This is a genomic window from Candidatus Symbiopectobacterium sp. NZEC151 (assembly GCF_025962655.1).
Classification (GTDB): Bacteria; Pseudomonadota; Gammaproteobacteria; order Enterobacterales; family Enterobacteriaceae; genus Symbiopectobacterium.
Genome location: NZ_JAGFPE010000003.1, coordinates 51,303 through 62,882 on the forward strand (window position 1 = coordinate 51,303; position 11,580 = coordinate 62,882).

The window sequence follows — 11,580 nt, forward strand, 5'->3', positions numbered from 1 at the left end:
CATTAAGACGCACACGCTAAAGCAGGCAAGCTGAATGAAAGTAAACGCTACTTATGTACTGGCCGGCGCTCTGGTACTGGCAGGACTCGTTGCGCTAATGGTCCGCAGCCATCTCGCCGCAACGCCCCCCGCACAGCCGCCGGTGGCGGTAAAAGCACCGGAGCAAACCGCTATTCTGGTGGCGGCGAAAGATCTGCACCCCGGTGATTTTATTGACGCCGCCTCGCTGAGTTGGCAGGTGGTGGAAGGGACGGTTTCTCGCAATTTCAACTTTATCCGTGGCAAAGACAGCCAGTCACTGCTGCTGGGCGCCACGCTGCGTGAACCGGTTGCGCAAGGCGCACCGCTGACCAGCAACGTGCTGGTCAAACCCGGTGAACCGGGCTTTGTCGCCGCCGTGCTGCGCAAAGGCATGCGTGCCATCTCCATTCCGACCAATGCAGTCGCCAGCAACTCTGGCCTGGTGGCCGCGGGCGATCGCGTCGACATCATTCTGAGCCTGCGACGTGATGAGCAGCCGGAACTGCCACCCAGCCGCACACAGCCAGTCGTCAGACCGATGCTGGCCTCTCAGACTATCGCACGCGATCTGCGGGTACTGGCGCTGAATAACCAAACCGACACCGATGTGCGTCCGCGCCGCGATGTGGAAGAGGATGTCGCACAGGACGCCAACGCACGCAGCCGTACACCAGCCAGTACCAGCAGCACACGGACGCCGAGCTACCAAACTGTCACCGTTGAAGTGACACCTGAACAGGCAGAAGTGCTGGCGGTCGCCAAAGAGGTGGGGATGTTGCACCTGGCGCTGCGCAGTGCCACGCCCGATGCCCAGGATGAGAAGCCGGGCCACTCGCGCGTCACTACCCTGTCGCAAAGCACCACGATTTACAACGGGTTATCCAGCCATCAGGTGAAAGTGTATCACGGTGAGCAGAAAGGTGTGCTGGTGTTCCCCGCCCACTGACGAACAGCATTCAGGCAGCCTGACCATGCCGCACGCGGGCTGTTGATGGAACCCTAAAAGCCATAACGGAATTAACGTAAATGACGATGTTTTCGCTGTATTTGAAATCGCACCTTCGGGAAACATGCAAACGATTACTCACTGCGAGTCTGCTCAGTACCGCGCTGCCCATCGCCGTAGTGATACCCAGCGCCGCACTGGCCGCAGGCGTATCAGAAGTGGCAGAAACCAATGTGGTGCACCTGACGGTTCATCAAGGACGCCTGTTACAACTTGACGGTCTGCCGGACAGCGTGCTGGTCGCAGACCCTAACATCGCCAGCTTCGAGCTGCCTTCTCCGGGCAACCTGTTTGTCTATGCCAAAAGCGTCGGTACCACCACGCTCTACGCCATGGATGAGAACGGTACGGTGATCAACGCCATCCGTCTGGTGTCCGAGCACGATTTGAAAGCGCTGGGCGAGCGGATAAAACGCGAGTTTCCCGGCGCGGATATCCAGTTGGAAGCCTCCATCCCCAGCGGCGTGATCGTGCGTGGCAGCGTAGACACCCCGCAAGATGCAAAACGGGTGATCGACAGCGTACAGGCTTACATCAGCGCGTCCGCCGGAGCACAAGGTGGCGGCGGCGGTGGTGGCGGCGCTGAAAAACTGCCGGGCAGCAGTGAATCCTCCGCCAAAGTGATCAACCAGCTCAAGATCAAAACCCCGTCACAAATCAACATTCAAGTGCGTGTGGTAGAAGTCTCGCGCAAATTGACCAGCGAACTGGGCTTTAACTGGGCAGCCTCACTGAGCACGGGCAGCGGCAACATCAACGCGGGCAGCGGTACGCGACTGGGGCTGTTTGACTCCGCCACCGGACGCTTTAGCAACCCCACCGATGCCGGTTTCTTAAGCTTTGGCCGCTCGCGCTTAAGCGGTTTGTTAACCGCGTTAAACCAGCAGGGCATGGCGACGGTATTGGCAGAACCCAACCTGACCGCGATGTCCGGTGAAACGGCCGCCTTTGCCGCCGGTGGTGAAGTGCCTATCGTGCTTATCACCAACAACAGCGTCAGCATCGATTACAAATCTTACGGCGTGATCCTGCGTATGACGCCAACGCTGCTCTCAGCTAACCGCATCAGCCTGCACATTGCGCCGGAAGTGAGTGAACTGACGGACGTAGGCGCGGTAGACATCCCCGGCGGCTCACGCGTACCGGCGCTCAAAGTACGCCGTACCGATACTACGGTAGAGCTGGCAAGCGGACAAAGCTTTGCGCTGGCAGGCATGCTGCGCAGCGCCAACGGCCAGACTGTGACCGGCGTACCGGGCTTGAGCAGCATCCCCTTGTTGGGACGCGCTTTTGAAAACGAATCCACCAGCCATGAAGAAACCGAACTGGTGATCATCGCCACTGCCTATGTCGTTGAGCCGGTCAATGCCGGAGAGCTGCAAACGCCAGGGCAAGGGGTAAGAACGCTGGATGCCGTCACACCGAGCTTCGGCTCCGTCGGCTACCTCTACTAACCCTGGATGACAACGGTGAAAAACATGAATAACCACACCACAACGCACACGCTGTTCTCCATGACGCTCTGCGCCTGCGCGCTGTTATTGGCCGCGTGCGGCGACAGCAGCATCAATAAAATGCGTACCGATCGTTTCGAGCAGCCAGCTCTCAAACCGATCGAAGTCCGTCCAACCTCACTGGCGGTGACGCTGGCGGTTGCACCTAACGGACGCGGTTTTACGCCCGAATCGCTCAAGCAGCTCAATGTCATGCTGAAAGATCAGGGCCGTCTCGCCAAACAAACCCTGACGCTGGTCCCGCATTCGGTGCGCGGCGAGCAAATGGCAGACCGCCTGGCCGTGGTACTGAAAAATGCCGGGGCCGACGCGCGCAACGTGAAGCAATTGCGTCGTTCGACAGCAAGCGGTCAAACCGGCGATCTGGAAGTGATTTCAGAAGCGCTGGCGGTAAAAACCACGCGTTGCGAAGTGAACAATCCCGATCAGTTGATGGTGAAACCTTTTGAAGGCATTGGCTATCTGGGCTGTGCCACGCAAAACAACCTGGCGAAGATGGTGGCTGAGCCGCGCGATCTGATCCAGGCCAAGGCGCTGGACGCTGCCGATGGCGTCACCGCAGTGAACAGCATCGAACGCTATCACAAAGGTGAAGTGAAAGAGCTCATCGACATTAACTTTGACGAAGATTAAGGGCGAGGCATTCCATGAGCGACATTACCCTTACCGATGGCGAAGCACTGGCACAACCGCTGGTCGCCTTCGTGCATGACGCCCGCGAGGCGGCTGACGTCAGCGATCTGCTCTCGCGCTTGAATCAGCATGCCGTGCCGGTGCTGTCCGGCGGTATTGCTGGCGCACGCCAATGGTGCGAGCTGAATCTACCGCCGCGTATCCTGCTGGTGGATCTTGATGATACCCACTGGCCGCTGCCCGCGCTGGAAGAGTTGCTGGGCGTGTGTGGCCCCACCACTCAGGTGGTGGCGGCAGGCAAAGCGCAGGATATCGGCCTGTACCGTGCACTGCTCCAGATTGGCGTGGTGGATTATCTGGTCAAACCCTTCACCCTCGATCTGCTGGCGACGACGCTCGCCAAGTGCGAAGGCCAACAGGCTGGGCCGGAATACGCCCGCATGGGCAGGACCATTGCAGTGGTCAGCGCCAGCGGCGGTTGCGGTGGCAGCACCGTGGCGATGGGGTTGAGCCGCTTGCTCTCCGCAGAGCGCCATCTGCCCGTTGCTCTGGTGGATTACGACCGCCGTAACGGCGATCAGTTGCTGCTGCAAGGGCAAACGGAAGACGGTGGACTCGCGGCCGTGCTGGACACGCAGGAGCTAGATACCCGTCTGCTGCAACGCGCCCTGCTGCGCGTGGATACGCGCCTGCATATGCTGGCACAGAAGCCAGAACTGGGCGAAATCAGCCCGGTTGACGTGGACAACGTGCTGAATCTCGGCGGCGTGCTGTGTCGCATGTTCAATCAGGTGATTTGGGATTTGCCGAACAGCTACCCAACCGGCGCGCTGGAAGTCCTGTCCTTTGCGGATCTGCGCATTATCGTCACCGAATTGACGCTGCAAGATGCGCGCAATGTGCGCCGTATCCTGCATGAGATCGGTGATGAAAGCGAAGGCCAGCGCCTGCTGTTGGTGCATAACCAGAGCCGTTTTGCCAACGCCGCCCCACTCACCCGCGACCAGTTTGAGCAGTTCACCGGACGCAAGATTGACGTGGTGTTGCCGCATGCTGGTCACGCGCTGGCGCACAGCCTGACGCTGGGTGCGCTCAACTTGACCGCCGCCCCCGCCTTCTTGCAGGGCTTGCGCCAGCTGGTCGATCTGGCCTGCGGTGTGCGTGCCAGACCGGCAGAAAAACGCTGGTTTACACGCTGGTTAAAACGCGCCTGATGCGGCGTTTTCAAAAAGGTAACTGACCATGTTGATTCGCAGAAGCCAGCAGCAAAAGCAGGACGCCAGCAAAGGCGCACCGCAAGCGACACCGGCGGCCACCGTCACAGAGCTGAAGGCACGCCCGGCGGCAGACACTCGCCCCCAGTCCACCGCCAGCCCGGCGGCGGCGCCCAGTGCAGCCCCGCGCCAAACGGACAACCGCACCAGCCAACGCCGTCTGATCCGTGCACAGCTTTACGATCAGATCGATGCAGGTAAAGCGGCCATGATGGGTCGCGACAAACTGCTGGCACAAATTGAAACCGTGATTCGCCGCATTTGCGACGAACAGCGCCTCCAGCTTTCGCGTCAGGAAGAGGAAGCCATCGCCGCCGAAATGCTGGATGAAATGACCGGTATCGGGCCGATCCAGCCGCTGCTGGCTGACGACACCGTCAACGATATTCTGGTCAACGGCGCACAGCAGGTGTTTATCGAGCGCTTCGGCAAGCTGGAACTGTCACCGATTACCTTTATCGATGAAGAACACGTATTCAACACCGCGCAGCGCATTGCGGCAGCCGTAGGGCGGCGTATTGATGAAGCCAGCCCGATGGTCGATGCGCGCTTGCCTGATGGCAGCCGCGTCAATGTGATCACCTACCCGCTGGCGATCGACGGCACCACCATTTCGATCCGTAAATTCATGCGGCGTAACCTGTCACTGGAAACGCTGGCGGAACGCCGCTGCATGTCCTACGCCATGGCGGATGTGCTGAATAAAGCGATGCAGGCGCGCGTAAACGTCATCGTTTCTGGCGGTACCGGTGCCGGTAAAACCACGCTGCTCAACGCGCTGTCGCAAAAGATCGGCAGCACCGATCGCATCATCACCATCGAAGATGCCGCCGAACTGCAATTGCAACAGGAACACGTGGTGCGTCTGGAAACGCGCCCGGTCAGCGCCGAAGGCACCGGACGCGTCGATCAGCGCGATCTGATGCGTAACGCACTGCGTATGCGTCCGGACCGCATCATTCTTGGTGAGGTGCGCGGCGGCGAGAGTTTCGACATGTTGCAGGCGATGAACACCGGCCATGACGGTTCACTCTGTACCGTGCACGCCAACACCTCGCGCGATGCCATCCAGCGTCTGGAAAACATGGTGATGATGGCGAACATGCAGTTGCCGCTGATGGCTATTCGCCGTCAGATCGCCAGCGCCGTGCATTTGATTGTGCAGATTGAACGTATGCGCGACGGTATGCGCCGCGTGGTGTCGATCACCGAAGTGTGCGGCATGGAAAACGAAGTGATCCAGCTTCAGGATCTGTTCAACTTTCAGATCCAGGGCATGGACGGCCAAGGCATGCTCACCGGTGAATATGTACAACACATTCAGCGCCCGCAGTTCTACAGCGACAAAGCGCACCTGTTCGATGCGCAGTGAGGATCGAAGGAGAGCCGATGAGTGATGCACGCCTGAATCTGATCACCTTGCTGATATTTTGCTGCGTCTTTGCGCTGGTGTTGGCTATCGCCGCCTGGCAGACAGCGCGCCGGCATCGCCAACAGCGTGAACAGCGTTGGCAACAGGTGTTAAACGAGGTCAGCCCAGCCGCCGCCGAGATAACCTCAGACTCCATCCTGCGCGATGAAGTTACGACCCCGTTTATGCGTGTGCCGGTGCTGGGACATGCGCTGGCGATCCTCTGGGCGCAGTTGGCATTTATCGGCTGGAAAAAAAACCTGGTGCAACGCGCACTCTCGTTAGGCGCTGTCAGCCTGGTGATCGGCATGATCATGGGACAGCGCACGCTGCTGCCATTGACGATGGGACTGGTATTTACCCTGCTGCTGTTTGTCAGCACCGCCGTACTGCTGTTCCGCTCCACGCTACAAAAGCACCTGAAAGCCCTGCGCGAAAGCCTGCCGGAAGCGATCGATGCCATTACCCGCAGCTGTCGTGCCGGCGTACCCGTGGCGAATACCTTCGCCATTGTGGCCGAGCACCTGAGCGGCCCGCTGGCCAACGAATTCAAAACCATCGATCACTGGCTCAAGCTGGGCATTCCCTTACGCCAGGTGATCCAGACCTCTGCCACTCGGGTGCCGATGGCGGAATACCGCTTCTTCGTGGTGATTCTGATCATTAACCAGGAAGCGGGCGGTCGGTTGGGTGAGACGTTGGAGCGGCTCTCCGCCACACTGCGCGACAGGCGCGAGCTGCAACTGAAAGTGCAGTCGAAAACCTCAGAAGCGCGCGCCTCCGCCAAGATTGTTGCCGCCCTGTTCCCCTGCTGTCTCGCCTATTTGTATATGAAATCGCCGGAGGATTTCAGCTTTTTGTTCTCCGACCCGGTGGGCACCTCGGTGCTGATTTACGCCCTGTGCAGCGTCTCGCTGGGGATGTTGGTGACCCATTTGATGGTCAAGCGGGTTGGATAAGAGAGAGCCGAAATGACGTTATTAAGCGACCCCTTACTGCTGCTGGCGCTGATGTTGATCATCGCGGGTATCGTGCTTGGCCGTACGCAACATAAGGCGCGTCAGTACAAACTGTTGGAAAACCGCCTGCGTGGGCATCTGCCTGCCGCGAGCACGGAGACAGATTCACAAGACTCCATCCTGCGCGGTCAGGGAGCAGCGTTATCCCCCTGGCTGGAAGCGCTGCTGCGGCCGCTCGCGGCGCAAGGCGAGCAACTGGCGGGTTCAGACCGCGACCGTCGCAACCTGCGCCGCATGCTGGATCTGGCCGGTTTACGCCGTCATGAAGCGGTGGGCTGGCTGGTGATGGGAAAATTTATCACCGGTGCGCTGATTGCCGTACTGCTGGTATGGGGATGGCTGCCCGCCGCCGATCGGCTCGGCCTGACGGGTGCCGCGACCGGCCTTATCGGCTTTTTTGTCGGCACGATGCTGCCCGAGTGGTGGTTACGTTGGCGTGCCGCCAGCCGGGGCGAAAAACTGGCGCGTGCGGTGCCGGATGCGCTGGATCTGATGGTGGTGTGCGCCGAAGCAGGCTTGCCGATCGGACGTGTTCTGCACGTGGTATCGAAAGAGCTGGGCCTTTCCTCACCGGAAATGGCCGATGAACTGCACTACACCGCCGCTGAATTGCAGATCTTGTCCGATCGTACCTTGGCGATGATGCACCTGGCAGAGCGCACGCGCGTCAGTGAAATCGAAAGCATGGTCGCCACCCTGATTCAGGCAGAACGCTACGGCACCCCGCTCTCTCAGGCGCTGCGCACCATCGCGGACGAAAGCCGCAAGACACTGATTTTAGGGCTGGAAGAGAAAGCGGGCAAGCTGCCCGCCCAGCTCAGCGTGCCATTGATGACGCTGATCCTACCTCCCATTATCGCCATTATGGCTGCCCCCGCCCTGGTGCGTGTGGTGCGCCTGTTGTCACAATGAACCACCGATGGAGTCCGTGAAGATGTTTGGTCAGATAACCTTGAGTAACAATATGGCTTACCGCCGCCGCACCTTCTCATTGACCGTGTTGCTGCTCAGTATGGTGCTGGCCGGTTGTGGCAGTTCAATGGCGATCAAAGGCAATAAAGACGAAGGGCTGCGTCTGGCGCGTTTACTGCGCGATCAGGGCCGGGTGGAAGCCGCGACCGACGTCTATACCCGTTTGGACAGCCGTAACATGCTGAAAGGATCAGAGATGCTGGAATACGCCAGCGTTGCCGCGCTGGCTCGCTCCCCGCAGCAAACGCTGGAGCTGTACAGCCGGGCACGTCAGTCATTAGGCGGCGACACGGACAAAATGTCGCCCGAAGAAGCGCTGGCAGTCTGTCTCGGCATGGGGCGCGCCCAGTTAGCGCTGGGGCGTAACACCATGGCGCAGAAAGATTTCACCTGTGCGCTGAAAGCGCAGCCCAACAACACGCTGGCGCTGAATGGCATGGGCGTGGTGATGGACAGCGCAGGGCAGCACACGCAGGCACGTCAGATGTTCGAAAAAGCCTTGCAGGTGAACCCGGCAGACGTCTCCGCCATCAACAACCTGGCGCTCTCCTGGCTTGCCAGCGGCAACCCGGACAAAGCGATCCCGCTGCTGCGCTCACTGGATGACGGCAACACCACCGGTAAACTTAATCTGGCGCTGGCCTATCTTGCCAGCGACCGGGAAGAGGATGCGCGCACGGCACTTGGTGCCATTGCCCAGCCACAGCGGATTGACGCGCTGATCGCCTCGCTGCACCAGCGTCTGCAACAGATGCAGCAGGATAAAACCCGTGGCGAAACGCTGCTGGCCTCCAGCCGCCAACGCCTGCAACTGAGTAGCCCGGAATAATGGCAAGTATGCGCGATACGTTCCAACATCAGGCCCAACGCTGGCGCGCCTCGCGCGGCGTGGTAGCGACCGAAGTGGCCTTTTTGGTGCCGGTCGCGATGGTCGGTGTGATGATGCTGTTTGAACTGGCGCGTATCGGGCTGGTGATCGCGGTCGGCAGCGCTGCGCTGGATAAAGCAGTGCAAAGCTTCCGCCTCGATAATCTCAACGCCGCCAGTCCGGAACAGATGAGCACGCGCCTGAAAACGCGCATGGTGGATTCGGCGTATGGCTATCTCAACGCAGACAACCTTACCGTCAATGTGCTGCATTTTGAAAACCTGAACCAGCTGGGTGGTTTTACCGCCAGCGGCAATGCATCAAACGATGCACAAAATGACGAAGAGAACAGTACCACGCTGCCGGTATGGTCCGTCACGGTACAGATCGAAAAGGCGTTCATCACGCCGCTGCCGGAAGTGTTAACCCTGGGCACCACCTTCCGCTATCAGTACAAGCACGTGTTCGGCACGGAGTTACGCAATGACAATAACTAACACGCTGTTGCGCTACGTGAAACGTTTTCGCAGCTCATGCCGTGGGGTTGCCGCCGTGGAAACCGCACTGGCGTTTCCGATTGTTCTGGCGATCGGTTCGCTCTGCGCCGACATGTACAGCGTTGGTCTGGAACGTTCTCGTATGGAGCAGCGCGCGGGTGCCATCGCCTCAATACTGGCGATGCAACAAGATCTGACGGAAACCGGGTTGCAGGGATTGCTGGATACCGTACTGCCCAATCAGCGATTGGGGAATTATCAGTTACTGATCAGCAACGTGCGCCAGACTGGCGATCTCTATTGGCAACTGAGTCGCGGCACGGCGAAAGGGCTGTGCGTGGGGAGTGAAACCCAGACGAATACGCCCTATCTGCCAGACCTGCCGGAGCGCGATGCCAAAAAGGGCAGCAAAAATACCTCTATGCTGGTGGTGGAGATTTGTCGCCAGGGCAAAGATGTCGCCCTGCTGGGCGGCATGTCATTAGGCGGTTTATTGCACGCCACGGCAATCAATCGGGTTGCCATCGGCGTCGTGGATTTAGACGAAACCCTGAGCAAAGAAGCCGGGTTGGATAACGATAAAAAATAACGACGCGTGACGGGCAAAAAGACCCACTCTAACCACGCGCACTGATACAGAGCCATGTCGTATTCCTTTTTTTCCCGCTGATTCGGGCGGGATAGCTATGCACTAAATTTGGTCAATCAGGACAATAAAAGATGAAAAAAGCGATTAAAAACAGTGAAGTTAAAAAAGATGGTCGTAGCGTGCGCCCCTTTTGGCGCACCGCGCTGTCCGCTTTTATGCATCAGGAAACCGGTGCGGGCACGGCGTTCTACGTGCTCGGCACCATGGCACTGCTGGTCAGCGCCGCCTTCATTGTCGATACCTCAACCGCCACCGGCGATGCCACGCAGATCAAGCGCGCAACAGACGCCGCCGCACTGGCCGTCGCGCATCAGGCCACCATCAACGGCGACGAGTATGACCCGGAACAGATTAAAGAGCTGGCCTATCAGTACGTCAAAAACAACCTCGGATTGAATAACGCCCTCGACAATAAGCTCACTCGCGAAGACGTCACCGTCACCGAAGGGCGCAAAAACGACACGCGCAAAACCTATACCGTCGAAGCCAGCTTCAATACCCAGCCTAATCTGATGAATTTAGGCGCACGAAAGCAGGCAGTGTACTCCACGGCGGAAGTGATCAATCGGCCAACGGAAATCGCCTTCATGATGCCTGTCACCGGTGAAATGAGCGATGCCGATATCCGCGCATTGAAAAGCGTCAGCCGCAAATTTGTCGAACGCATGCTGAGCAGCGCCGATGGCAAGCGGGACAACCTGTGGCTCTCGCTGGTGCCTTACAGCCAGTCGGTTAACGTGTATGACGCAGAAGATACCAACCGTATTCGCCGCTGGGCAACACCTACCGCGCTCAACCCGATAGAACTCACCACGCTATTTCGCACCGGCTATCGCGGTTTGGACGATCGCCGTATTCCCGACAGACGTGCAAATTTGCTGTGCATGTACCGCGGTCTGGGCGCGGAAGAAAATTTCTTTTGGGATGAGCCGCCAGTGGCGCAGTTTGGCGTCTATTACCGTCACGATCTGCCGCAAAACGGGAGCCCCGGCGCGGCACCGATCTCCTGGGTCGGACCTAACCCTGATTTCGGCCAGGCCAGCGGTGTTAACGATACTCGCTGGATGGTAGCCGATCGCGGCTGTCCCAACGCCGCACTGCTGCCGCTCACTAATGAAGAAACCAAGCTGGAACAGCGTATTGCTCAGTTCACCCCGCGTTTCAACGTTAACTATGCCATTGCCATGGGCTGGGCTGCCGCCGCGCTGTCACCCAATATGCGCGGTTCGGAAGGCTGGGGCGATGCCAAGCTGCCGCTTGATTTCAATCAGGACGGCAAAGGCGACGGGCAAAAAGTGATTGTGATGATGGCGAACACCGTCGGCAACTGGTTCGACACCGACAGCTACAACTTCAAGCGCAATCAATTTTCTGGCAGCACCGGCTCAGACGTTTCACGCCAGTTCGCCCGTAAACGCTTTCGCGATCTGTGTGACAGCTTCCGTATACGCAATCTCAAATTCTATTTTGTGGGTATTCGCCCCGGCGATCCGGAGGATTTCGGCCGCAACCTGTTTGACGAGGAAGCCACTCCGGGCCTGCTTATCTGCACCGAAGGTGAAAAACGCATGAGCTTTGTAGATGGCGCAGGGTTCGGCGCAGAGGGCGTCGAAGATCAACTGATTCAACGGCTGAATCGCATTGCCAGCCAAATCGAAACCGAGGGCGGCTACGTGCGGTTGGTGGAGTAAGCCCCCTATCTCGCCAGCCAAACGC

11 protein-coding genes are annotated in these 11,580 nt (G+C 58.8%); all 11 read left to right on the forward strand.

What is annotated here, in order from left to right; genetic code table 11:
• The first annotated feature begins 34 nt into the window (after positions 1 to 34).
• The 11 genes from cpaB (at position 35) to J5067_RS11135 (ending at position 11,555) form a co-directional block, all read left to right on the forward strand.
• Positions 35 to 967 (forward strand): Flp pilus assembly protein CpaB, encoded by a 933-nt coding sequence (cpaB, locus tag J5067_RS11085; RefSeq protein WP_264644182.1) that lies wholly within the window; start codon positions 35 to 37, stop codon positions 965 to 967.
• Positions 968 to 1,047: 80 nt separating this feature from the next.
• Positions 1,048 to 2,481, forward strand: coding sequence for a type II and III secretion system protein family protein (locus J5067_RS11090; protein ID WP_264644181.1), 1,434 nt, complete (start codon positions 1,048 to 1,050; stop codon positions 2,479 to 2,481).
• Between the two features lie 24 nt (positions 2,482 to 2,505).
• Positions 2,506 to 3,174 carry a CpaD family pilus assembly lipoprotein gene (locus tag J5067_RS11095; RefSeq protein ID WP_264644180.1) on the forward strand — a complete coding sequence of 223 codons (669 nt, stop codon included), beginning with the start codon at positions 2,506 to 2,508 and terminating at the stop codon, positions 3,172 to 3,174.
• A gap of 14 nt (positions 3,175 to 3,188) precedes the next feature.
• Positions 3,189 to 4,388 carry a hypothetical protein gene (locus J5067_RS11100; RefSeq protein ID WP_264651135.1) on the forward strand — a complete coding sequence of 400 codons (1,200 nt, stop codon included), beginning with the start codon at positions 3,189 to 3,191 and terminating at the stop codon, positions 4,386 to 4,388.
• Positions 4,389 to 4,416: 28 nt separating this feature from the next.
• Positions 4,417 to 5,820, forward strand: a complete 1,404-nt coding sequence (locus tag J5067_RS11105; protein WP_264644178.1) for a CpaF family protein — start codon at positions 4,417 to 4,419, stop codon at positions 5,818 to 5,820.
• A gap of 17 nt (positions 5,821 to 5,837) precedes the next feature.
• Positions 5,838 to 6,818 (forward strand): type II secretion system F family protein, encoded by a 981-nt coding sequence (locus J5067_RS11110; protein WP_264651136.1) that lies wholly within the window; start codon positions 5,838 to 5,840, stop codon positions 6,816 to 6,818.
• Between the two features lie 12 nt (positions 6,819 to 6,830).
• Positions 6,831 to 7,790, forward strand: a complete 960-nt coding sequence (locus J5067_RS11115) for a type II secretion system F family protein (protein ID WP_264644176.1) — start codon at positions 6,831 to 6,833, stop codon at positions 7,788 to 7,790.
• Positions 7,791 to 7,842: 52 nt separating this feature from the next.
• Positions 7,843 to 8,679, forward strand: a complete 837-nt coding sequence (locus J5067_RS11120; protein WP_264651315.1) for a tetratricopeptide repeat protein — start codon at positions 7,843 to 7,845, stop codon at positions 8,677 to 8,679.
• Between the two features lie 8 nt (positions 8,680 to 8,687).
• The gene (locus J5067_RS11125) at positions 8,688 to 9,215 is read left to right on the forward strand and encodes a hypothetical protein (protein ID WP_264644175.1); all 528 of its coding nucleotides are present in this window, start codon (positions 8,688 to 8,690) and stop codon (positions 9,213 to 9,215) included.
• Positions 9,202 to 9,804 carry a TadE/TadG family type IV pilus assembly protein gene (locus J5067_RS11130; RefSeq protein WP_264651137.1) on the forward strand — a complete coding sequence of 201 codons (603 nt, stop codon included), beginning with the start codon at positions 9,202 to 9,204 and terminating at the stop codon, positions 9,802 to 9,804. The genes J5067_RS11125 and J5067_RS11130 overlap by 14 nt, the downstream gene beginning before the upstream one ends.
• 131 nt (positions 9,805 to 9,935) lie before the next feature.
• Positions 9,936 to 11,555: a pilus assembly protein TadG-related protein gene (locus tag J5067_RS11135; RefSeq protein WP_264644173.1), complete on the forward strand. Its 1,620-nt coding sequence runs from the start codon at positions 9,936 to 9,938 to the stop codon at positions 11,553 to 11,555.
• Positions 11,556 to 11,580: the final 25 nt, after the last annotated feature.